Origin of the sequence: Silvanigrella aquatica, assembly GCF_001907975.1 — a bacterium.
GTDB lineage: Bacteria > Bdellovibrionota_B > Oligoflexia > Silvanigrellales > Silvanigrellaceae > Silvanigrella > Silvanigrella aquatica.
Window position 1 is genome coordinate 2,887,216 of the sequence record NZ_CP017834.1, and the last position, 25,009, is coordinate 2,912,224.

Consider the following 25,009-nt stretch of genomic DNA (forward strand, 5'->3'; position numbering starts at 1 on the left):
TATAATGGAAAAAACAAATAAAATCACAAAAGAGGCTATTCAAAAGCTTGAATCCTTACTGACAGATATTGTTTTAAATTCACTAGGTACCGTCTCCTGGTCAGAGAGGGTTCATGCCGTTGAGGAAGATTCTGGGAACTTCAAAATTCGCTTTTATTCCGATGGGTTAAACTTATCCGCTAAAACGGGTATTGAAGAATTCATTCGCTTACATTTAACATCTCAGAATATTTCGAATTTTTCAGTTTATTTTGAAAGAAAAGAAAAGCCCGCCCCTTCCCCCTCTGCGGATAAAACAAATCCACAACAGCAACCACAGGAAACTCATTCTCATCAAGCTGCCCCTCCTAAATCTGCTGATATGCGCCCCCCTTCAGGCAAACGCCCTATCACTGGTGTGGATAGAATTATTGCGGTAGCAAGCGGAAAAGGTGGCGTAGGCAAAAGTACTGTGAGTGTGAATTTAGCTCTAGCACTACATAACCAAGGTTATAAAGTGGGTATTCTCGACGCCGATATTTATGGACCTAGCGTGCCGACAATGCTGAATGTTCACCAAGATCCCCTCGTCAATGAAAATAATAAAATCATTCCTCCCGAAGCCTATGGCTTAAAAGTCATGTCATTTGGTTTTTTTGCACCCGAAGAAACCGCAGTAATATGGCGCGGCCCCATGATTATGAAAGCCTTGCAACAATTTTTTTGGGATGTGGAATGGGGAAAACTCGATTTTCTCATTATCGATTTACCTCCAGGAACAGGCGATGCCCAACTTACGCTTGTACAAAGCATTCCTATTACAGGCTCCGTCATTGTGACAACGCCGCAAAACGTAGCACTTCTCGACGCAGTTAAAGGAATTGCTATGTTCCGTAAAACAGAAGTGCCTATTTTGGGCGTTGTCGAAAACATGTCCACTTTTACATGTCCTTCTTGCGGAACGGAAACTCACATTTTTGGCACAGGTGGTGCCGATCGCGTGTCTGAAAAATTTGAAGTGCCCCTACTAGGACATATCCCACTTATTCCAGAAATTCGTGAATCGGGCGACGCCGGTGAACCTCTGACCTCAAAACACAATCATAACGTGCGCATCCGTTTTGCCGAAATTGCCGAAAAAGTAGTTAAAAACGCAATTTCTCTTTCAAAATAAATCATTTTATCCTCAAAAAAATTTTCTAAAATATAATATTATTGTTAAAAAATATACTTAATATAAAGAGAAAACATTTTTTATAATTGAATATATATTTGACAAATAAAATATTTTAATATAATTAATAGTGAATATTTGAGTACAATGCTAAGCGAGAGTTCAAATATACCTCCAATTAATATTGCTAAAAAATTCAGCTAACCCTTGATGCTTTCATCATAGATTGGTTTGTATTACTTTTTTGTTGCTTTAGCTGAAATGAAAGTATGGCTTCAAACAATCTTTTTGATAAATTAGGATTTTCAAACTCAACACCAACGCACCATTCACCTGACTCAGAACTTGTCCAAGCAACTTTACCAGTTAATGACTGAATACGATCTTCAAAATCTTTTTCTGTTGCTTTTTTCTTAGTTGCCGAGGTTAATGTAGAAAGAACAGGAGCATTTTTTTGTCCTGCTTTTGCTGCTGTTTTTTTCTTAGAACTTGTTTCAAGTAAAGGACTTTTTTCTTGATTATTAATTATAAAAAGAGCTTTAGTTATTTCTGCAATACTTCCATTTTCAATATCGGTGGGAGAAGGTAACTTCAACGTAACAGAGCTCCCTGAAGAAATAAATTCCATACTCGCCAACAAATGCTTCCAATCTGTCAATCCCGCTTTGTTATTTTTACTTGGTTTTAATTTTACACCACTTAGAGAACAATCTTCCACAACACCACAAAAATAGATCGGCACAGATTTATTTGCCGTTTTTTTAATGCTCTTATTTTTTATTATTTGAGAGTTTTTATCCTCTTTTTTACTTATTGTTTGTGATTCCTTAGAAGTACTTTTTTTAACTTTTATTGCAGAAACAATCTGCTGATAAGCTTCCACACTTTCATTTTCAAGCAAGATTTCAGCAAAAACAGGCAAATGACAGGACACGCGCTTTTCTGTTCGTACCTTGCCGTCACAAAATCTTTGAGCAACCGCAATCACCACTTCGGGATTCACGGGTTTCTTTAACCAGCTCTGACAGTCAGCATACTGCTTTAATAAGGTTTCAATTGTCTTTGCAACCTCAGGTCTATCAAATGCAGTAATCAAAACAGGGATAGTGTATAATTTTTTTAATCTGACAGCAGTTTGCGCACCATCGGCATCGGGTAGGTCATAATCAATAATAAAGGCATCTACGCCTTCGTTTTGCTTAGCAAGCTCTAAAGCCTCAGAAGAGCTTCTTGCGACAAGAACTTGAACTCCTGGGTAGTGATCCTTAAAGACTTCACTGGTCATAACAAGACTGGCTTTGCTTGAATCTGCAATTAAAATTTTTTTCACAAATTAACCCCTCAGCAAATACCAGCCCTTTTTTTAATTATAAATAAAGAGCATTGGCGTTATTTTTTAATCAAGATAGTCACATAAAATGATACGCTGTAAAATTGCAGTTTTGGGAGAGACAAAAAGAAGGAGTAAGGAAACCAACTTTGACGGTAGGAAAAATATTCGTCTTCAAAAATTTAAAATAAAAAATAAATTTATCGAATATTAAATATTAATTTTCAATTAGATTATTTATTTTTTTATACTCCTGAATATATTGTTCAAGAGAGCCTCCTTTAGCATTCCAATCAAAAGATTTAGCTTCCTGTATCAATTTTATTTGAATACGTGTTTTTTCTTTTTGATTTAATTTATTCCATTCATTTAAAAAATGAGTAATGGATTGATTCATATTATCAAAGGTCAAATTAGAATTATTTTCAACTCTCTCAAAAGGAACACATGTAAAGTTATTAATATCATTTATAATGTTAGTTGAGTTTAAATAGCCATATGGTTTTGTACATTGATCTTTTAATCCCTGCAAATACGATGAAATAACAATGCTTCCCATGCTTAAAGCTTCAATAGGGACTAATCCCGCAGCTTCTTGAATAGAGGGTACTATAGTAAAGTCCGAAGCAAAACGTATTATTTTTCCTTTAGATACGCCAGATTCACTCATTATTTCCAATTGATCATTCTCATAATTTGTATATATTTTTATAAGATTATGATAAATTGGATCTTTACTTATATTTATTAACTCTTTTATAATTTGCGGTATTATTTTGCCTCCATAATTACCCATAATAACAATTTGACCACCTTTATTCAGAACAATGTCTTTTGCAAAACTAACTAAAACATCCAAACCCTTTTCAACTACAAATCTTCCTACAAATAAATATAAAGGCTTTTTATTTGAACCAATAATACGTTTGTTAAAAAGCATTATTTTTGCTTCGCGTTTTTTTGATTCATAATTAGAATAATCTTCTTCAACAGATAATTTTCCTAATACTAAATTACTTTTAACATCATAATTATCAAAAAATATGCCATTATTTATTCCTATATATAAATTATTATTTTTCATCATTTTTAATAATTCGGCAATCTCATTATTTTTCCAGAATTTATTCTTGATTGTTTCATTCATCATTGTTTTTGAAACAATATTTACTACATTAGAATTCTTAATCAACTCAATCAATAAATTTACTTCCTTAATTTTTTCTTTACTCAACAAACCACTTCTCTTATAGAATTGAGATGATATAGATAATTTTGTTTCATTTGTATCATGCAGAGTTGATATAATCCCTATTTTTTTAATTCCTAAAGCATTCCTCTTTATGTTAAATTTTTGTATAATAAGCGAATTTACTAACGCAAGATTTCTACCATTTACATGTATAATATCTATATTATCATCATTATTTAAGCCGTGATATAAGACAGAAAATGAAGCTGATGCCGTAGAAAAATAAACCCATCCATCATTGCTTCCTGCAATATGATATAATTTTGCTTGTTCTTCAACATCAAATATTTCCCATCCTTTTTTATCCTTATTATTAGAATAATTGAAATCAGGTTGAATAAAATACTGTACTATTTTATTCTCTTCCAATTGATAAATTGAGCTCATAACAATTTTTCCATCAATATAGCTTGGCACAAATCCAATAAAATTTACTTTTTCTAAATATTTTACCTTTAAAAAATCATAAAAAGGAGTTAATAATCTTCCTTCAAATATATTTTCAGATTTATTAAAATTATTTATTTTTTCTGCCTTTGTTAAACCCGTTAAATATTCAGCAATCCCTCCGACACGAGCATTTGGCGCTTCAAATGAAATATGTAAAACAACTATTTTATTATTGCTTTTATGAAAATAATTTTCTTTTTGAATTTTTGAATTATTTAAATATAATTCTCCATTGCATTCAATTGTACATTTTAAATTATAAAAAGCAGATTTATTAAAACTATTATTTTTAATGAATTGCAATTTATTAAAAATTGATATTTTTTTCTCCCGATCATTTAATGAAGAATATCTTCTAATAATAATATCTTTTACTTCAAATGCAATTTTAGCATAAAGAAATGATTCATTACGTTTTTCAAAAATTTGATGATAAAATGTAAATAAATAATTATCATCAAATTGAATAAAAATTGCTTCATCAACTTTTAATAATTTTTCATTATTCTTGACTTTATCTGAAATAATTTGAAGCATATATTTTATACCATCTATATCATTATTTTTACCACATGAAAAAATAAGAAAAATGGATAACAAAAATATTTTAAATAAATTTTGAGAAAAAAAATTAAAAATTTTCATTTTAAATTAATTCCATATTAAAAAGAATTTATTTAATTTATTATATATTTAATAAAAAAATTATTTATTTTAAAAAAAGTCAAATAATTGACAAAAAAAAATTCTTGTTTTAAAAAATTTAATATATTGAAAATTTTTTAAATATAGATAAAATTTAAATATTGTCTATATTTAAAAAAATTGAGCTCAATAAGGGTTTTAATATGAAAAAAAAATTATCACTAATTTTTATTTTTTTATTTTTTTATTCATGCTCAAAAAATGAGGAAAAAAAATTTGAAGATAGTTCAAATAAAATTGATACTTCTTTTAATACAGAATGTCTCACTAAATTTAAAAGTAATCAACCCAAAAATGATTATGATAAATTTATAAATTTTATTCTAGAAAAAGCCTCTAAAAATAATTATTATTTAAAAAATAATGAGGTTAAATTTGAAAATCTAAATGATAAAGAACTTGTAAAACTTTATGACACAATGCAAGATTGCAAAGGAAAAGGACAAAATATTTTCTCATTATTAAATATAGAAACAAAAGATTCTATTTGGAGAAGAGCTCTTTCAAACGAAACTTCATTAAACAATTTTAAAAATTCATTAAAAAAATACAATGAATTCAATTTTAATAACGAAAATGTTTTTTTTAATTTAGTCAAGATCAATCCTGACAAAGAAAATTTTAGTAATTATCAAATTGAAAAAATTATTGGATCTCATATTACAAAATCAGATTTGACTAATACTAATAAATTAAAATTTAAAAAGTTAAATGTTCTTCAAGTTAGCATTGAAGCTCATAATGTTATAATAGGAGGAATAGGCACTGTTCTAAATGGTCTTATTAAAGCTCAAAACCAACATGTTGACCCTGTTTCAGGAAAAAAAGATATTAATGCTATTGAAATCACACCTTTTTATGACATTTTAAAACGTGATAATTCTGGTGAATATGAATTTGTAGGATATGTGAAAAACTTTTTAGATAACAAATTATATACAACTACAGTTTATAAAATTAAAACACCAAGTGAAATCACACAATATTTAGTTCAACCCGATCCAAAATATAATGGATACGATCTATTTTATTTAAATGAAGAAAAAAATTTATACGGTAAAATGCTCACGCAGAAAAACTTAGAATATTTTTCTTCCTCGGTTGCTGCTATCGCAACTTTATATCATGGCAAAAATGGTGGTGAAAATATTGATATTTTGCATAGCCATATTTATCCAAGCGGTTTCGCCAATGTCTTAGTAAAAAAATTATATAATCCTTTAAGAAAAAAAGTAGGATTACCTAAAATATATACTGCTATGACTGTACATGGAGCGACAGATGAAAAAGGAATTTACCAATCAAATTTTCTCAACCATGTCGGTTTTGAAAAGAAACCCTCCTCACCAGAAATAAGTTTACATATATTATCTCTTATTGAAAGCGATATCATCAATGCTGTTTCAAAAGGAGTTATAAATAGCTATATTAGCGACGATCCCAACGTCAGCTTTCAAATGGCGGATGCCTATACCCACCTTTTAAAAATCAATCGTTTCGTCGGTATAGCAAATGGAATTGATTTGGAAAATTTTAATCCGATAGATAAAAAAGTATTAGGATCGCTGCATGTCGCAGCAGATTTATCTGATCTTGCCGCAAAAAAATGGGAAGCTAAAAAAATACTATATGATGCAGGAATTATTTCCTCTCCAACAAAACCCTTGTTTTTATATGTAGGAAGATTTGCTCCTGAAAAAGGTATGGAACTTTTCTCTCCTTTTGTAAATTATATCGCTAAACATAACGGTCAAACTGTTATTATGGGTAAAATAATAGACACATCATTAAATAAATTCTTAGATAATCTTAAAAATTCAAATATTCCTGATTTAAAAATTTATACTGATGTAAAAAATGATCAATTAAAAATACTTTCTTCTGTAAATGCAAGTAAGGGAAATTTAATTCGGTTTGCATCTGATTTTACTTTTATACCTTCCATATTTGAAACATTTGGAATTATTGCCGTTGAAGGTCTCGTCATGGGAAGTAACTTAATCACAACAAATGTACAAGGATTACAAGACATCACAATTCCTTATAATCCTATTACAAAAAATATAGACACATTTAACAGCGTTATATTTAAACGAGACAATGATATTTCAATTTCTAGTGCAAATATGACCGCAGCCTTAGATATATTTAATCAAACTTGGAATACGCTGACGGCAGAAAAAAAGGAAGAAGTTCAAAAAAGAGCGATAGAGTATGCCCAAAAGTTTAGCTGGACTGCGACAGGAGGAGCTTGTGATCAGTACAAAACTCTTTATATAAAAGCAATGGAACCCTTATCACCTGACGAAAAGAAAGCGCATGATTTATTTAAAAAAAGTTACCTTAAATATGGCTATCAAGATATTGAACGCACAACTTCTGAGTAAAATAAATTTTGGTGCTTTTTGCTTAAAAGAAGATTTGAGATGGGAACTAACCTTAAACTCTTGGGTTAAAGGCTTTGAACAAAGTGGCTCCCCAGGGGTGGATTGAACACCCGACCAAGTGATTAACAGTCACTTGCTCTACCACTGAGCTACTGAGGAACATCTTCGTGAAAGTGTGTCTACATAATCAGAGAAGAGAGGTCAAGTCGATTTGAAAAAAATTTTCTATTTTTTTCATTTGCCGCATTTTTGCCATATTTTGACAAAAATGTTGCCTCAAAATTAAGGAATTAACCCCTCAGCCCCTAAAATATCGCTCTTTTCCCAGGCAAATTCCCACCTATGAACGCGCTGCTGCCCCGTGACGAGAGGACGTAAAATGTCGAGACGCTTTAAGCGGCGGTGGAAGTTGCCGGGGTCGATTTCTTGGTTGGAAAGCATACCTACAAGCAGACGGAGGTCTTGGATAGAAAAAATTTGCGAGAGCAGCTCAAAGGTAAAGGTCGTATTTTTAACCCACAAAGGAACCTGATTGAGACACTCTCGTAAGAAAAGACGGCTATCTGGAGCCAGAATAGAGTCCTGGGAGAAGAGATTCTCAGCGTCAAGCCAAATCCCTTTGGCATTGGCAGAAAACTCCTGTGGGAGCGCTATAGCACGCACAATGGCGATGCTTTGGGATTGTTCAAACAAGAGATCACGATCGTAAACATCCACAATACGATCCTTACAACGAGCAGAATGGAACCATGTTTCTAATTCGGCCAAATGAGAACTTGAAAGAAGATCACTTAAAATCCGGCGAATTCCACCATGCAAATGAAGATCTTGCCTCAATGAAATACTTGGAAATGTTTGTCTATCACTTGAAGGATCTTTAGTTACCAACACGCGCAGACTGTCGCTCACTGCGGCTATAGGTATCAAAAAAAGTTCTGTTTTCAAGAAAGGTTACTCCATCTGTTTTTTTACTGAAATATTTGAAGGAACACCAACTGAATAGAGCTGGGCAAGTAGAGAGAGCCACCCCGCCTCAACGATATAGACGGTAGGTGAATCAGATCGTTTTAAATACACATTTTTTTCGTTTTTTGGAACCCTATTGCCAACAATTATTTTTATAGGTTTCAATTTTGATACTTCTGTGAATCCAAAGGAGAACTCTTTCAGTGGCTTTGTTATGCCAAATTGCACAAGATCTTCGTTTGTGGGGTTTAAAATCATGTCATCCGCAGTCATTAATTCCCAGTTAGAAAAAAACGAAAAAGCGTCGCTATTTGGTGTCTCAGATACAGGTGGCTGTTGCGTTGTTGATAAGGTTCGAAACCAATTATTGTCTTTTCTCACAAAAGAGAGATCGCTTGAAAGATTTATTCTAGAAATAGAATCCATCGATGTATTTAGCATGACAAGTCTATTGCGGAAAAGCTTTTCCTTAGGAATCAATTCGGCCCATAAATCCAAACTAATTTTTGCAACGGCACCATCTCTCATGGAAGAATAAACACCTTCTTTTGTAATTCCTAAATTAAATGTCTGCAATATTTTTCCATTGGAATCCTTTAATTGAACAACAGCAGTAGGCTTTGTTAAATTAAATTTAGACATCATTTCAGAAGTGAGCTCAGAATGTTCAAATACTTTTTGTGCTAAAAGACCTTGAAATCGAGATAAATAATCAGAAATAAAATTTATATCTCCAGGCCATTTTACAGGCTTTGTAACTTCCCAAGAATTATTATTTTTTGTTACCAAAATGTTCTCATTATTATAATTAATTTCTATAGAAGAAACATTTTCACCCTTAAAATCTCCCACTCTTTTTGTTCTAAAATCATAAAGATTTTTATTTTCAATCACGCTAGACAGACTATTGCTTACAACTAATAATTTACTCTTAGCAGGATTGATAGCATAAAGAGAAGTTGCTGTTGATGATCCTATTTTCCCCTTGCCAATATCCAGAGGGCTGCCCAAAAATAAATTCATCTCGCCTTTTCCAGTTACGTTAACTGAAAGAGACGTTTTTGGATTTTCTAAACCAAACTGAGCAAGAGCTTTTTTATCACCCGTAAGGGTTTTTTCTGTATTCGGCACTTCTTGAAGAACAGCAAGCTGCTGAATAGCAGCAAGAATATTATTTACAGCATCCTGATCGGCAGATAAAAGCGATGGGGTCAAAATTTTCCACGGAGATTCATTGGTATCTCTTGCAAAAGTAAAAACTCCGTTAGAATTTTTCAAGGCAAATTTAAGAACATCTTTAGTTTCAAAGAAAATAGCAAAAGAAACTTCTTTTTGATGTTCCGCTTTTTTTTCAGAAAAATAATTATCGCCATAATAAATTCCTGAAAGTGCGATAATGGCAAGAAGACCTAGTGATACTTTCATTGAAAATTTCATGCGGATCTCCTTTTAGACCAAATAAATAAACCCATAATAGCTGTTGCTAGAGGTAAAATTCCTGCGAAAAAGAGCAACCAAGCCCCCGGATTACGAGATAAATTAAATTGTTTTGGCGTGAAATCCCTAGGAGGAATTGTGACCAACTCCTGATCTTGATACAAATGAGCAACACTTAAAGGAATAAGTTGCTGACTAATCACAGTTGGTAAAGAAATAAGACTGAATCCAAAAACAATAACTTCAGATTTATCTTTAGTAGCATCAGTTACGTTAACCGGTGATTTATCCAAGGCAAATTTTGATGCATTATTAATTTCAACATTAACACTTAGAGGCCATGATTTATTGGCATCAAAATCACGATCCGGTGACAAATTAAAAGGCACATTTAAATCGATTTTATTTCTTGTTTCTGGTGATAAAGTAATGGGAGCCGCACTGAAAGAAGAAAATAAAACTGTTGCAGTGGTATTTATAGCACTTTTGTCACTTGATAATATCGAGATAGGGCGTCCGCCATCAATAGGCATAACAACCTGCGATCCAAATGATTGCGCAATCACGCGCGTAATAGGTGATTCCTTATTAAAATTACTCACAGGCACAGGAGGTCGTGAAGGATTTTGATTTTGCATCTGTTTGCCTAGTGCTGTATTCAAATTTAAAGTTAATAATATAGGATCTAACTTTAAATTCATCAAAGAATATAATTTATCCAAACCTTGCTCCCGGTAAGGATTTACAATTAAAATAAGACGTCCTCCATGCGCAATGAAATTTTGAATAATATTTTGAGTTTCCTCGTTGTAGGGAATATTATTATCACCCGCAACTAAAACGCGCGCATCAGCGGGTAAAAGCCCTTGTTTGATATTCCATTCCTTTGCGTCATAGGCTTTAGTATGTAAAAAATTAATAATTTCAGAATAGTTTCTGTCTGATGAAGAATCAGCATTAATAGAAGGCTCACCACTACCTGAAAGAAAATAAACAACTTTTTTAAATTTAACGAGATTGATAATAGCGTTTGTCAAACGACTTTCTGAAACAACTCCATCTAATTCGCTCTTATTTGTATCAGACATCAAAATCAATCGTGAATATCCTGAAGGTTGTAGTTTTGCGATTGTTTCTCTATCGACTAAACTCAAAGCACCGGCATTCACAATAAATTTTGATCTTTTAGCAAATAAATTAATAAGATCCTGATTGCCATCACAGTAATTTTCTGTAGGATTTTGCGAGGGAACACAAACAATTTGTACAGGAACAGATAAAGATTCTAAAAATTTATAAGACTCTTCACTCAATGAGTTTATTTTATTTGTAGTTAAATCAAATGTTTTAGAAAAATTATCTTTATTTAAAATAACAGCTCCAAAAACAATAATAGCAACTCCAATCAAACTGGAAAGAATAGCTTGCGCAAAATACTTAGGTGCATACCGCTCATTATTTTGTGGATCATTTTTTTTATTCTCGCCTAAAGGAGATAATAAATAAACAATTAAAACCAAGCACAATGAAATAAGAGTTATAGGTAAAGCCTTAAATAGCACAGACAAATTTTGCCACATAAGAAGGACTACAAATGCTACAAAAATGGCACCAATTGAAAATTCAAGTTTATGCTTTTTCATTTATTACACTCTCCACTTTTTATTTTCCATAACGAGACGACAAAGAAAAAGAAATACAAGTATAATAGCCATATATGTCGCTAAAGAACCTGTTTTTAAAATTCCTTTTGAAAAATCAGAGCTCAGCTCAAGTAAATTGACACTTTTCTTATACCAATCAGGAATGCCAGGAAGATATCCCGACATAATAAATACAAAAATAAAAAATGAAGATCCTAAGTAACTTAACACAGGATTTTTAGTTAACGAACCAATAAATAAACCGATAGATACGATGGCACCAATATTTAAAACCAAACCAAGCCAACCTGTTGCCAATACTTTTAAATCGGGTTCGGTAAAAATATAAGTAAACAGAGGATAAATCAGCATTAAAAATGTAATTATACCAAAATAAAACATAATTCCTAAAAATTTACCAGCTACAATTTCCCAAGTAGAAATAGGAGCAGATAATTGAAGTCGATAAGTCCCATTTGAGAGATCTTCACTCATCGTTTTCATTGTAAAAGCAGGAACAACAAATATATTAATATAATTTAAAAAACCTAACACCTGCCCAAAAATATCGGCAACGGGATCTATGGATTGTCCCCGCATTAATAAATATTGAACCACGAGAAAAAAAAGTATCCCAGATATAAAAAATATAATACATGCCGCAATCCAGCCTAAAGGAGTTCCAAAAAATCCTTTAAAATCTCGTTGCGCAATAGATAACGTAGCACTCATAATAATTCTCCAGATGGGGATAATTGAATTTGATGTTGCCCAGGTTGTGAACGAATGACTTCAAAAAATAATTCTTCGAGACCTTCTTTCTTTTCTTCTATTCCAATTAATGGAAAATTTTGTTGAACAATTTGTTCCGTTACATTAGCGATATTAACTCCACTATTATCACTCCAAAACTCTTTCCCAAATTCTACGAGTATGGAATTATTTTTTTGCGATAAAGATTTTGCAGAAAGCACATAGTTTCTTTGTTGAAACCAGTGCAGAGCATTATCAGCTTTAGAGGCAAAAGTATAAAGATAAAAAAGTGGTTTATCCACATTATTTTGAATTGAAGTTTTTGCTGCAATATGCCCATGATTTATAATAACAACTTCATCACATGTTGCCTGCACCTCTGATAAAATATGCGAACTTAAAATTACAGTTCGCTCTTCAGATAATTTTTTGATCAATTTTCGAATATGTAAAATTTGGTTGGGATCAAGACCTTCCGTCGGTTCATCTAAAATAAGTACTTTTGGTTTATGAACAAGTGCAGCACATAGCGCAACACGTTGTCGATATCCTTTGGATAAATTCCCAATAATACGGTTTGCTACATCGGCAACATCGCATTCATTAAGTACCCAGTCGACATCACGATTTCGATCTTGAGAAGAATTTCCTCTTAGTTTTGCAACATAATGAACAAACTCTTTCACTTTCATTTCTTTATATAAAGGCGGATTATCTGGTAAATATCCCACATTTGCTTTAACATCTTTCGATTGGGTAACAACATCAAATCCACAAACTTTTGCAGTACCTGAACTTGGTCCCAGCAAACCAGCTAAAATATCCATTGTTGTTGATTTTCCAGAACCATTAGGCCCCAAAAAACCACAAATTCTACCAGATCCCACCGTAAAATTTAGGTTGTGTAATACTTTTCGATCTCCAAAAAGTTTAACAAGCCCATTTACTTCAATCATTTTGGCCTCCTCAAAAATGCCTTGTTTTGGATTCAAAATGCGATGTACGGAAAAACGTACCGTCAAATTGCCAATATCCTAATGTGTCAGAAGAATATAAGCAAATTCAAGAGAATTAAAAGCTCATCCGATGAAAACAATGTTTAAAACATAACAATGGAAAGGTATGTCGCAATGCGCAAAAGAAAATTTGGCGATCAAACCTTTGCAAAAAGAGTTGCTGAGCTCAATCGTAAAGCCATGGCAAATGAACAAGTTGTTAATTTAGATGCTTATCGCGCTGCTTCGCGTAGACCTGAAGCAAAAACAATTTTAATAGTCGATGATGAACCCGTTATGCGTAATGCCATCAAACGCATTTTTGAAAAAGATAATTACAGAGTCTTAGTTGCCAAAGATGCAATGGAGCTTTCAAAAATAATTGAAGATACAAAACTCGATTTGGTTTTACTTGATATTCAATTGCCTTGGGTTGACGGATACGAACTGTGTGCATTATTAAAGTCACATCCCCTTCTCAAAAATTTGCCTGTGGCATTTGTGTCTGGAAATAAAACAGAAGAGGATATCCGAAAAGGTTTTGAAGCAGGTTGTGATGAATATATCACAAAACCATTTGAAGTTGAAGAAATTCAAAAAATGGTTACTCAATTATTATTAAAATCGAGTTAGGTAACAATGGAAATAACAAATAATTGTATTGTTTTAAAATTTGGGGGAGCTTCGGTAAGTTCCCCCGAAGCATTCTCTTCAATTGCAGATATTATTTTGCATCGTAAAAAAATGTATAAAAAAGTTATTGTTGTTGTTAGCGCCATGGGAGACACTACAGACGAATTAATTTCATTAGCTCATAAGGTCAACCCAAATCCCCCGCGCAGAGAATTAGACATGCTACTTTCTGTGGGTGAAAGAATCAGTATTGCATTGCTTGCCATGGCTCTTGCCGCTAAAGGAACAGAAGCACTTAGTTTTACAGGCAGTCAATCAGGAATCATAACAACCAACGATCATGCTAACGCAAAAATTGTAAACGTAAAACCGCATCGCTTGTTACCTCACCTTGAAAATGAAAAAATAGTTATTGTAGCCGGTTTTCAAGGAATGAGCTTAGAAGGAGAAATTACCACACTGGGTCGGGGAGGATCGGACACCACCGCAGTCGCCCTTGCCATCGCTTTAAAAGCAGAAAAAGTGGAATTTTTTAAAGATGTATTTGGGATTTACGAACAAGATCCCAAAAAGAATGTGCAAGCACGTTTATTTGAAACATTAAGCTATCAAGAAGCTTATGATATTATGAATAAAGGAGCGCAGGTTTTGCACAACCGCTGTGTGCGGCTTGCAGAAAAAAATTCCTTGCCATTGCGCGTCCTCTCTTTTGAACGTTACTTAGATGAAAAACTGGGTACTACGATTCAAGACACAATGAACAGTGGCCATAATACCACCTATGAAGATTGATTTTTAATTTATAAAGTAACAGAATTCATTATATTGAGATTTCGATGAACCGCCAAGGGAGAGTTAAAAAATGAAACATATTGTTATAGCAGGTGGCAGTGGATTACTTGGTAGTAACGTTATTGCCATTTTATCTAGCACAAAAAATGTCTCAATAACTTGCCTGACACGAAGAAATTTATCAACAACTCAATCGCAAATGCTAAAAGAAGTTTTGTTTGATTTTGAAAATATAGAAGAATATAAAAAAATTGGAAAAGAAATTCCTTGTGATATATTTTTCTGCTGTATTGGGACAACACTAAGAAATGTAAAATCATTTCAAAATTTTGTTAAAGTAGACCGCGATTATCCTATTAAATTCATCGAAAATATAAAGCAAAATTCGCCTAAAACTCTTTTTGTTTTTACCTCTAGTATAGGAGTTTCTAATCCAAGAGGTTACTTTTTAAATGCAAAATGTGAAGTGGAAAAAGCTCTAACAAAAAGTTTACTTCATTATATTATTGTGCGACCGAGTCTTCTTCTCGGAAAGCGCAAAGAATTTCGTATGGCAGAAAAACTCAGTGGTATTGTTCTAAAAAAAGTGGATGATATTATGAAAAAATTTAAAATTAATGATGAATTCTCTTTTAGTAAATATGCCCCTATCGAAGCGGCACTAGTTGCAAAAACTATGGTTCATCATGCACTCAATTTTGATAAAGTCATGCCAGGTATGATTTTAGAAGGAGATGATTTAAAATTCAATGAAGAAGACGAAAATAACAATCCAAATACTGAAAATGTTTAATGATGAATTCTATTTGTGATTTTATCTAATGTAATATATGAAAATTTCTCAGTATCTAAAATCACATTATATATTCCAAAGGAATGAACAAAAGTTGTTCTTGCGCCATAATTAGAATATGCCATGATAGATATAAAACCAGAGGCATACATTCCAGAGTTTAATTCAAATAAAGACCAATTGCTTATGTCAGAATTTGCTGGTTGCACAATAAAATATTGTCTACCAAATGTTTTGATACATTTTTTTGAAAGATCTTGTATTATATCATCTCCCCCTTCAGGGGAAAAAGCATAAAAATATTTATTTTTTAAAGCTATTTTCTTCACTATTCCATTGACTTTATAAAACTTATTTTCATAAATGTTCTCATATAGCCATCTGTAATTTTTATTAATATCAACACAAATAACATATGTTGAGTCTGATATTGAATAGGCATTATAAATAAATAATAAATTAAACATAATTAATAAAATTTTTGAAAAATTTTTCATTTTATTCCTCCTTGAATAAAATACTAAATTTTTTATAAATAAATTTTATTATACAATAAAAAAATAGATTTTAAATCTAATGAATACAACGATAATTTAATATTACAAAAACATTAATTCTGTCAACAAGAAAATAATAAAAATTGGTTATGGAAATTTTTATTATTTTTTTTATTTTTATTGTTCTTTTTTTAAAATACTTAATATTTTTTCTAAAATACTTTTTAAAATATATGAAGAAGTATTGAACCCTGATAGTATATAAATAACATTTCCAAGAGGTCTAACATCAATTGATAATCTCTTTATCTCGCTAATTATTTTATATCCTCGTTTAGAATTATAATCTGCATCCACATCATTGAGTTCAAAAGCAAAAAGAGTTCCTAAACATATTACATTTGCTATATTTGAAAGAGTTGAAATTTCATTTATAATTTCGGTGTTCCAATTTATTTCCAAAGAATTTGTTTCCTTTAGAAAATTTTTCGAAACCCGCGTTTCATCAATAGCTTCCAGCGCAACAGCACAACCAACGGGATGCGCAGAATAAGAATGCCCATGTAACAATGCTGAAGAAAGAGAATCTCCATTGAATGCTTGAAAAAATTCTTCACCAGATAATGTAACAGAAAGAGGCAGTAAACCGCCCGTTAAAAGCTTTGCAAAACAAGAAATGTCTGGCTTTTCATCTAGTAATTGTGACGCTGAAGCTTTCCCTAATCTCCAAAATCCTGTAAATACTTCATCAAAAATGATGGGGATTTTTCGTTTTTTGCACTCACGAATCAATATTTTTTGATATAAAGGATCGACAAATTTCATTCCACCCGCACCTTGTATAACGGGTTCAATTATCAAAGCCCCAATAAGAAAAGGGGCATTTTCAATAAATTTCATATGATTTTCAATATTATTTATATATATATTTGCTAAATTTGTTTCCAATCTCTTTTCTGAAAATAATTCATAAACAGAGTTTACTTCAATTGTAAAAAAATCGGATAGAGACTCATCAAGAAAAGAGTCTGGCATTGCAACATAATATTTTTTATTTTTAAAATAAATGGCAGGATAATCAAGCCAATATCCACGAGGGTTGTACCAATGCTCATGCTTTTTAAAAGTATTTTCACTTGTAGCATCCATAGCAGCATGAGTATCTCCATGATAGGAGTCTTTTAGTCCAAGAATAAAAATATTTTTTTGTGAATTTATATTGTCATTATCTTTTATACCAATAGCTTTTCTAAATGCCATTTTTAAGGCAACTTCAACAGCAGTCGATCCATTATCAGAAAAAAAGACGCGATGAGCCCAACCTTTTCCAACCGTATTTAATAATTTTTCTGTTAATTTAACGACAGGTTCATGAATATTCCCCGGAAACATCACATGACCATAACGCCCTGCTGCGGCGGCGGCGGCTTGAGTGAGTCTGGGTGAAGCATGCCCAATACCTTGCGTCCACCAACTTGCCGTCGCATCATAATGTCTCTCAGTTAAAATATTCTTACTCTGATGATTTTTAATATCTACGAAATAAATATCATCTTCAAAAGCGCTATCAATAAATTGAGCTTCACCTTGATTTCCATGTTGTGTAAAAGGCCACCAGATATTTTTTTTAGCCAATTCTATTTGCTCATTTATCATTTCAATTTTACTGACATGATAACTCATGAGATGATGAAAAACTTCTGAAAATTTTTCTTCATTTTCTTGATACCAAAAATCTAAGGGTCTTTTCATTAAACTATCAAAATTTAAATTTTGCACATCAACAATATTTTTAAATAAAAATACGGGAAATTTATTTTTATAATATTTTTGTAAAAAAATATAATTTTCATCTTTGCCTTCGAAGAGTAAAATACAAACAACCTCAAAACCTTTTGCTTCCAATAGAGAAATAGTACTAATCGATGTTGAAATTCCACCAAGTTTTGCGTCGGCAACAAAAATAACAGGAAGTCTAAATTTTCTAAATACGTCACATTGCAATTGACCTTGGAGAGAAGGAGAGGCCGCTCCTCCTGATCCTTCAATTAATACAAATTGACTTTTACTTAAATGAATTTCTTCTTCAATAATAGTTATCATTTTTTTATCTAAAAAATGATAACTATCCATATTTCCATCTATATTAAAATCAACAGGCATCGCCCTATGTGGAGATACAGGCTTAGACATTGAAAATATTGTTTTTGTGATAATGAAGTCTGAAGGGTTATAATTTTTAACAAAAGAAGAGTCAGTATCAAGAGGAAAACCAGTTTGTACGGGCTTCAAATAAAGTAACCGTAATTCTTCGCGAACAGCAGCAATTGAAATTCCAGTTGAGAAAACTGTCTTTCCTATTTCCGTATTTGAAGACATAACATAATAAGAAGGAAATTTTGTTAACATTTTAATTTATCCTTATAATTCAAAAAGATAATTCAGTAAAATATCAAGATCTTGTTTGCTATGATTGCTTCTCAGTATCACCCTAAAACGGGATGTTCCCCTAGGAACTGAGGGAGGACGAATGCATTTTAGAAGTATTCCATTTTTTAAAAAAAATTTTTCTTTTTCAATTATTTTTGCACTATCATGATAAATAATGGGAATAATATTTGATGCGCTTGAACTTAAATAATTTTCTATAAGTTTAAACTCCGACTTTTCATTATAATGAACTTTTAATTTTGAATTTAAATATTGTATATTTTTTCTTAATAAATTTCTTTTTAAAATACCCTCATTACTAAAAATAATTTCAAGTGATTTTTTGACCGCTCCTGTAATAAAGGGAGAAACAGCAGTCGATTGTAAAATAAATCGTGATTTTTGAAATATTCTTTCTTTAAATTCAAAATGATCCGTAGTAATAAAGCCACCTGAAACCCCAACCGCTTTACCACAACCAAATACAGATGCTAAAATATAGGGTTTTAAAAAAGGGTACTGTAAAATCCAAGAACCTTTTTCACCATAAGCACCCAAAGTATGAGTTTCATCTATAATGAGAGCAGCGCCAAATTTTTTACAAATTTCAAATAATTTATAAGGATTAGAATAATCTCCATCCATAGAAAATAAAGACTCTGTTACAATAATTTTTGCAGAGGACTGAGATAATTTAGATGATTTTAATTTAAATTCTAGATGTTTGTAATCATTATGTTTATAATAATCATATTTTATTTTTGAATTTCTCAAACCATAAAATAAACTTGAATGTGACATGTGATCTATAAATATGTGTTGCTCAAATGACGACTCTTCCCATGAAAAAGGAGCTAAGGTGTCAAATAATGATAAATTAGCAACGTATCCTGAAGAAAAAAATAAAGAATATTTATAATCGATAAATTGCGAAAATAATTTTTCAACTTCTTCTAAAGAAAAATCTGTTTGCATAATCATACGAGAAGCACCGGAACCTGCTCCATATTTTAATGCGGATTGATAACCAGCATCTATAATTCTTTGATCATTTCTTAAGCCTAAATAATCATTAGAAGAAAAATCGAAATTAATATTATAATCTTTATGAGTTTTTTCGTAATATGGAAATATCGTTCTATAATTCGATGCCTTATGAGTTAATTCATTGGAGTATTTCCAAACTTCATTCAGATATTCAAATGACATTTTTATTTTCTTTTACATAATCTAAAGGCTTTGTCATATCGTCGATTAATTTATTATCAAAGGTATAACCTGGTAAAGGAGAAGTTAGGAGAACTTCTCCTGAAAATATAGAATTTGCCCCTGCTGTTAAGCAAAGAATTTGCGCTTCGCGACTCATGTCCATACGCCCCGCAGACAAACGAATGCGTGCTTTTGGCAATAAAATACGTGCCACAGCAATGGTTCTGACGAAATCTAAAATGTCTAAATTCTCAACATTTTCTAATGGTGTTCCATCAAATTTAACTAAAAAATTTATGGGGACACTTTCAGGCTGCGGCTGCATTGTCGCAAGAAATGCTATTAATTTCATACGATCTTCTGCACTTTCGCCCATTCCTAAAATCCCACCGCAGCAAATATTAATATTATTTTTGCGCACGTTGCGCAGTGTCTCTACACGGTCTTTAAATTTTCGTGTGGTTATGACTTTAGAGTAATAATCTTTAGATGTATCTACATTATGATTATAGTAGTCAAGACCTGCTTCTTTTAATTTCACAGTTTGCTCTTCATTTAATAATCCTAAAGTAACGCAAGACTCTAATCCCAAAGATTTTACTTTACGAATAGCTTCTAAGACACGATCAAATTGTTCGCCACGTGGAGGTTTTCGCCATGCGGCACCCATACAAAATCTTTGCGCTCCATTTTCTTTTGCTACTTTAGCTTTTGCTAAAATATCTTTCACTTCCATAAGAGGATGTTTTTTTATATTGGTTTCATAGCGTGCACTTTGCGGACAATAAGAACAATCTTCAGGACAAGATCCTGTTTTTATCGATAATAAAGCACTCCGTTGAATATCTGCTTGAGACCAATTATCTTTATGCACCACAGCTGCATCCTGAATTAATTGCAAAAATGGTTTTCTATATAAAAATAGTGCTTGTTGGTAAATATCTTCATCGTAATCTTCCGCTATGGATTCTTGGGAAGAGCTTACACAAGAATTTAAACTGTTATTTAAGATTTCTTCTTGCGATACATGTTCCATTATTTTCTCCTCTAAATAAACTGTCACACAAAAGATCTTATACTCTCTTACAATTAACATCATTTCCTGTAAAGTGCATAACGTATGGTACAATTCGCATTTAAAAGAATTTCTATACATAAAATTATTTCGCTAAGTTAATATATTTCTCACCGAAGGGAAAAAATGGAAATAATTAATAAAAATATTATATTTACAAATTTAACTCATATTTTTTGCTGTCTTCCAGCTATTAAAAAAAATAATTTAGACATAGCACAGAATATTAAAAACACACAAAAATCTTCTTCAGATATTGCGCAAACCATTTTAAAACAAACAGGTATTACTGAAAGGAGATATGCTCACGCAAATGAAGCAGCAAGCGACTTAGCTATTAAAGCTATAGCAAATTCATCACTTGACTCCTCTAAAATAGAAACTTTAATTGTCGCGACAACCTCTGGAGATTACCCCTCACCCGCTACAGCACATTTTGTTCATGCTGGATTAAATTTAAACTCCCACGTACATTGCTTTGACGTCGCCAGTTCTTGCAGCAGTTTTATTTCCGCAATGCGTTGTGCCATAGGCATAGTGAATACAAGTACAAGTACTTTAATAATAGCATCAGAGGTTAAGCATAAAGGATTAAATATAACCGACATGAGAACAACATCCTTGTTTGGCGATGGGGCTGGTGGAATATTTTTAAATAAGATTGATGAAAGTAAAAATTCCAAAGACTTTTTTGAATTTTGTCATCAGGAAAGTCTCTCAAATATTTCGAAAAATATTTACATTCCTGTTGGAGGATCTAAAGAACCCATAAATCAGGACAATCTGCATCGTAACAAACTCGAATTTCAAAATCCTAAAATAACTTACTTGCAAATTATAAAATCTATTACAGAAGCAATATTATGTTCGTGGCAAAAACGCGAGCAATTATTAAAAGAATGCTTTAACGAAACAAATTCCATTATACCTGGATTTATTTTTATTCATCAAGCTAATAAAAATATTTTAAAAGAAGTTATAAATAAACTTCCCGAAGAAATTGCAAAACGCATTCCCATTCTCATGGCCGACACGGGAAATATGGTTTGCGCCTCACTCCCTGTTTTAAGAGCACGAATTCTTTTTTTAAAAAGTTTACATTATCATTTCAAAAAAAATATTCCGAAAAATAATTTAATTTCAGAATTTAAACTTGCATGTGAAAAAGAAAATATATTTTCATATACTAAAAAAGAAAATGGTGTTTTATTTTCAACCCAATTTGAATATGAAAAAATAGATATATTTGATGATGGATCTGTTTCTTTAAATGACTCTTGGTTATCTAAAATATTTGAGGAAGAATGGGATAATCTTCAAAATATTTTTGAAAACGAATTAAATTCAAGCAATAATTATGAAATAAAAAAATTAAAACGTATTGATTTATGGGTTACTGCTGGTGGTGGGTTTCAAACTATTGCTATGTTGCATGGGAAAGTTATTTAAGTTTTTTTCACCCATTTGAATATCCCACAAACCTGAATATATTCCTTTTTTCTCTAATAATTCTTTATGACTTCCAGTTTCAATTATTTCGCCCTTATTTAATACAAAAATCTTATCAGCATGCCTAACAGTTGACAAACGATGTGCAACAATTATAGTAGTTCTTCCAATAACTAATTTTTCTAGTGATTTTTGAATAGCTAACTCTGTCTCATTATCAACAGCCGATGTCGCTTCGTCTAAAATTAATATGGGAGGATTTTTTAAGATAGCCCTTGCAATAGCCAATCTTTGTCTTTGTCCTCCTGAAAGTTTTTGTCCACGTTCACCTACCAAACTATGATAACCAGCTTCAAATGATTTTATGAATTCATGTGCTTCAGCTAATTTAGCAGCATTTATAATTTCTTCTTGACTCGCATTAAATGTTCCATAAGCAATATTTTCAGCAATGGTTCCATTTATTAAAAAGATATCCTGACTTACATAGCCAATTGACTTTCTTAAATCGTATAAACTTATTTCTGAAATATCATGACCATCAATTAAAATTTGTCCCGATTTTTTCTCATAAAATCTGAGTAAAAGTTTGAGAAAAGTACTTTTTCCTGACCCCGTTGCACCAACAAAAGCAACGGTTTCACCAAAATTAATTTTTATTGTAAGATTAATGAGTATAGGTCTTTTTGAATATGAAAAGTTTAAATTTTTACATTCTATTGAGCCTTTTAAATCTTCAATATTTAATTTTTTTCCATTTACTATAGATTTCGTTGGAGTTTTTAACAACTCCATAACTCTATTTATAGAAGCGAGTGACCTTTGATAATTATCTGTAATTTCAGACAAGTCTGTTAATGGCCACAACAACCTTTGCGATAAAAAGATGAGAATACTATAAACTGCTACATTTAATTGGTTGTCTAAAGATAAATAACCGCCATAAACAAGAATAATCATAAATCCCATCATTACAGCCATTCTAATAACAGGAGTAATCGCAGAACTGAATTTTATTGCATTATTATTTGCTTTTTTATACTTATAACTTAAATCTTCTATTTTTTTTATTTCATATTTTTCAGTTGTAAAGCTTTTTATTGTTGTAATTCCAAGAATATTATTATTTAAATTAGAATTCAATATTCCTGCATTTTCTCTTACTTCATAATATTTTGGTCCAATTTTTCTTTGAAAATAAAAAGCGCCAAATAAAACCAATGGAATCGGAAGAAGTGATAATAATGCTATTGAAGGATTTAAAATAAAAAATATAATTCCTATTAATAATGACGAAAGGAAGACTTGTATAATTGAATTAATTCCATTATTTAAAAATCTTTCAATTTGATTGATATCATCATTTAATATTGACAATAAATTTCCAGTATTTTTATTTTCAAAATATGATATATCTAAGTTTTGTATATGCGAATACACATCTAACCTAAGATCATGCTGCATATTTTGTGCTAAATTTCTCCATTTAAGAGAATAGAGAAATTCAAAAAATGATTCAAAAACAAAAATAAATGCAGTTATTAACCCTAGGATTAGAATTTGCTCTTTGGCAACTTGAAATCCAATATTAGCTAAAATTGATTTCTCTTTATTAACAACAGTATCAATAGCAATTCCAATTAAAATTTCAGGCATTATATCAAATAGCTTATTTAAAGAAGAATAAATTATACCTAAAGTAATATCTTTTTGATAATTTTTGGAGTATAAATAAAGACGTTTAAACGGGTGCATTAGAATATCCAGCAATATTAGAAAAGTAAATTATAAGTATAATTACACAGAATTTGAAATTCTTTCAAGAACACTCATACCAATTATTGAATTTAATTCAGCCAATCTAATTGCTAAAAGCATCTCTTGCTCATTTATGCCACAGATCTTTGATGCTATAATATTACCAATATTTCCATGATCTTCATTTTTATTAATTAATTCATGTTTTTCTATACCAGATGAAGATTTTTCAAGCCTTTTAGAAGATTTCATTATGTCAATAAAAATATCTGATGATTCCTTTGTCAAACCTTCAAAGCTATTCACTTGAATAGCAAATGCCAAAGGACTTTTCATTGCAGATAATTTTAATAACTCCATTGCCACCTTTGTCTCCGGAAAAATGACATTATCAGGACAGGGTAATTCAAATTCTTTTTTTAAGGACGTAATTGATGCTTGAATCAATGCGTCATGACCTCTTTCTGATGATATGAAATCTTCAACAATATTTTTAATTTTTTTGTGAATTAAAGCTGGTGTCAAGGATTTTTCACAATTTCTAGTAACATATAGAGTTTGAGATATTGTAAGAAAAATGCAAATAGCCAGCTTGTTCTCATCTTCTCCTTGTAATAATTTTAACTTATTTATAAAGTTTTCATTTGCAATAGAATTGCATTGATGATCTAATTGAAAAGTGCGAACCAATTCTAAAATAGTAATAGGATCGTAACAATTAGAACTAATTTTTGCTTCATCTTTAATTATTTTTTCATTCCATGAAAACTTTTCTGGTAATATTTTTTCAAAATAAGATATATCATCTATATCACAGCAAAACTTGATCATATCTAAAGGATTCGAAGGAATTTTTATATCCATTTCATATTCAATCTGAAGAGATTTTCTAGGAGCTGAAAATGAAAGTGATTCTCCTTTAATAAGTTTAAGTGTTTCTTGAATTATTGATGAGTTCCATGAATTTTTCTTTATTAAATTCATAATTTCTTTTGGCATATCTGGATTTTCATTTGTTGACTCTAATTTTAATGATACCCAAGGCGAAGTAATTGAAATTTCATTTTCAAAAAAGTCAATTTGTACATTTGGCGATAATTTTAAAAAACCTTCATAAGATGAATTCATAAATAACCTTAATATAATTTTAAATTTAGAGGCAATTTAAAAATTCCTAAAAATGCCCCTAGCAAAATTGAATAAAAATATTTTTTTGTTCAAATATAATGCAAAATAAATTGAAAGAAATTTGATAAATGTATTTTTATAAATAGTTCCTTATTTATTGCAAATAAATTTACT

19 protein-coding genes and 1 tRNA gene are annotated in these 25,009 nt (G+C 31.1%); 6 read left to right on the forward strand and 14 right to left on the reverse strand.

The window, feature by feature from the left end; translation table 11 throughout:
• The first annotated feature begins 4 nt into the window (after positions 1-4).
• The gene (locus AXG55_RS12290) at positions 5-1,153 is read left to right on the forward strand and encodes an Mrp/NBP35 family ATP-binding protein (protein WP_233231208.1); all 1,149 of its coding nucleotides are present in this window, start codon (positions 5-7) and stop codon (positions 1,151-1,153) included.
• Positions 1,154-1,349: 196 nt separating this feature from the next.
• Here AXG55_RS12290 and AXG55_RS12295 read toward each other — a convergent pair whose 3' ends face one another.
• Together AXG55_RS12295 and AXG55_RS12300 are read right to left on the reverse strand one after the other, a co-directional pair.
• Complete coding sequence (locus tag AXG55_RS12295; RefSeq protein WP_148698406.1) at positions 1,350-2,483, reverse strand: response regulator; 1,134 nt, start codon at positions 2,481-2,483, stop codon at positions 1,350-1,352.
• Between the two features lie 217 nt (positions 2,484-2,700).
• Positions 2,701-4,830 carry a glycosyltransferase gene (locus tag AXG55_RS12300; RefSeq protein WP_148698407.1) on the reverse strand — a complete coding sequence of 710 codons (2,130 nt, stop codon included), beginning with the start codon at positions 4,828-4,830 and terminating at the stop codon, positions 2,701-2,703.
• Positions 4,831-5,033: 203 nt separating this feature from the next.
• Here AXG55_RS12300 and AXG55_RS12305 point away from each other — a divergent pair, with 203 nt between their 5' ends.
• Positions 5,034-7,277 (forward strand): glycogen/starch synthase, encoded by a 2,244-nt coding sequence (locus AXG55_RS12305; protein ID WP_148698408.1) that lies wholly within the window; start codon positions 5,034-5,036, stop codon positions 7,275-7,277.
• Between the two features lie 84 nt (positions 7,278-7,361).
• Here AXG55_RS12305 and AXG55_RS12310 read toward each other — a convergent pair.
• The 6 genes from AXG55_RS12310 to AXG55_RS12335 all read right to left on the reverse strand — a co-directional run bounded on the left by AXG55_RS12310 (position 7,362) and on the right by AXG55_RS12335 (position 13,032).
• Positions 7,362-7,436, reverse strand: a tRNA-Asn gene (locus tag AXG55_RS12310).
• A 123-nt stretch (positions 7,437-7,559) separates the two neighbouring features.
• A complete protein-coding gene (locus AXG55_RS12315; protein ID WP_148698409.1) occupies positions 7,560-8,222 on the reverse strand; it encodes an NrtR DNA-binding winged helix domain-containing protein in 663 nt (220 codons plus the stop codon).
• A gap of 6 nt (positions 8,223-8,228) precedes the next feature.
• Positions 8,229-9,680, reverse strand: a complete 1,452-nt coding sequence (locus tag AXG55_RS12320) for a DUF4340 domain-containing protein (RefSeq protein ID WP_148698410.1) — start codon at positions 9,678-9,680, stop codon at positions 8,229-8,231.
• Positions 9,677-11,323, reverse strand: a complete 1,647-nt coding sequence (locus tag AXG55_RS12325; RefSeq protein ID WP_148698411.1) for a Gldg family protein — start codon at positions 11,321-11,323, stop codon at positions 9,677-9,679. Before AXG55_RS12325 ends, AXG55_RS12320 begins: the two co-directional genes overlap by 4 nt.
• Positions 11,324-11,326: 3 nt before the next feature.
• Positions 11,327-12,055 (reverse strand): ABC transporter permease, encoded by a 729-nt coding sequence (locus AXG55_RS12330; RefSeq protein WP_148698412.1) that lies wholly within the window; start codon positions 12,053-12,055, stop codon positions 11,327-11,329.
• Complete coding sequence (locus AXG55_RS12335) at positions 12,052-13,032, reverse strand: ABC transporter ATP-binding protein (RefSeq protein ID WP_148698413.1); 981 nt, start codon at positions 13,030-13,032, stop codon at positions 12,052-12,054. Before AXG55_RS12335 ends, AXG55_RS12330 begins: the two co-directional genes overlap by 4 nt.
• 174 nt (positions 13,033-13,206) lie before the next feature.
• On the opposite strand from AXG55_RS12335, the gene AXG55_RS12340 reads away from it, so the two are divergent.
• The 3 genes from AXG55_RS12340 (at position 13,207) to AXG55_RS12350 (ending at position 15,289) form a co-directional block, all read left to right on the forward strand.
• Complete coding sequence (locus tag AXG55_RS12340) at positions 13,207-13,704, forward strand: response regulator (protein ID WP_233231209.1); 498 nt, start codon at positions 13,207-13,209, stop codon at positions 13,702-13,704.
• Positions 13,705-13,710: 6 nt separating this feature from the next.
• A complete protein-coding gene (locus tag AXG55_RS12345; RefSeq protein ID WP_148698415.1) occupies positions 13,711-14,496 on the forward strand; it encodes an amino acid kinase family protein in 786 nt (261 codons plus the stop codon).
• Positions 14,497-14,566: 70 nt separating this feature from the next.
• Positions 14,567-15,289 (forward strand): NAD-dependent epimerase/dehydratase family protein, encoded by a 723-nt coding sequence (locus AXG55_RS12350; RefSeq protein WP_148698416.1) that lies wholly within the window; start codon positions 14,567-14,569, stop codon positions 15,287-15,289.
• Here AXG55_RS12350 and AXG55_RS12355 read toward each other — a convergent pair.
• From AXG55_RS12355 to bioB, 4 genes are all read right to left on the reverse strand, one after another.
• Positions 15,286-15,786: a hypothetical protein gene (locus AXG55_RS12355; RefSeq protein WP_148698417.1), complete on the reverse strand. Its 501-nt coding sequence runs from the start codon at positions 15,784-15,786 to the stop codon at positions 15,286-15,288. The two genes, AXG55_RS12350 and AXG55_RS12355, sit on opposite strands and share 4 nt — an antisense overlap.
• 177 nt (positions 15,787-15,963) lie before the next feature.
• Complete coding sequence (locus AXG55_RS12360) at positions 15,964-18,195, reverse strand: aminotransferase class III-fold pyridoxal phosphate-dependent enzyme (protein ID WP_148698418.1); 2,232 nt, start codon at positions 18,193-18,195, stop codon at positions 15,964-15,966.
• Between the two features lie 12 nt (positions 18,196-18,207).
• Positions 18,208-19,425 carry an aminotransferase class I/II-fold pyridoxal phosphate-dependent enzyme gene (locus tag AXG55_RS12365; protein ID WP_148698419.1) on the reverse strand — a complete coding sequence of 406 codons (1,218 nt, stop codon included), beginning with the start codon at positions 19,423-19,425 and terminating at the stop codon, positions 18,208-18,210.
• Positions 19,415-20,461, reverse strand: a complete 1,047-nt coding sequence (gene bioB, locus AXG55_RS12370; RefSeq protein WP_148698420.1) for a biotin synthase BioB — start codon at positions 20,459-20,461, stop codon at positions 19,415-19,417. Before bioB ends, AXG55_RS12365 begins: the two co-directional genes overlap by 11 nt.
• A gap of 165 nt (positions 20,462-20,626) precedes the next feature.
• Between bioB and AXG55_RS12375 the strand changes: the two genes are divergently transcribed.
• Positions 20,627-21,949, forward strand: a complete 1,323-nt coding sequence (locus AXG55_RS12375; RefSeq protein ID WP_148698421.1) for a 3-oxoacyl-ACP synthase III family protein — start codon at positions 20,627-20,629, stop codon at positions 21,947-21,949.
• Here the strand turns inward: AXG55_RS12375 and AXG55_RS12380 are convergent.
• Both AXG55_RS12380 and AXG55_RS12385 read right to left on the reverse strand, forming a co-directional pair.
• Positions 21,887-23,704 (reverse strand): ABC transporter ATP-binding protein, encoded by a 1,818-nt coding sequence (locus tag AXG55_RS12380; protein ID WP_148698422.1) that lies wholly within the window; start codon positions 23,702-23,704, stop codon positions 21,887-21,889. The genes AXG55_RS12375 and AXG55_RS12380 overlap by 63 nt on opposite strands.
• 42 nt (positions 23,705-23,746) lie before the next feature.
• The gene (locus tag AXG55_RS12385; protein WP_148698423.1) at positions 23,747-24,835 is read right to left on the reverse strand and encodes a hypothetical protein; all 1,089 of its coding nucleotides are present in this window, start codon (positions 24,833-24,835) and stop codon (positions 23,747-23,749) included.
• Positions 24,836-25,009 lie beyond the last annotated feature (174 nt).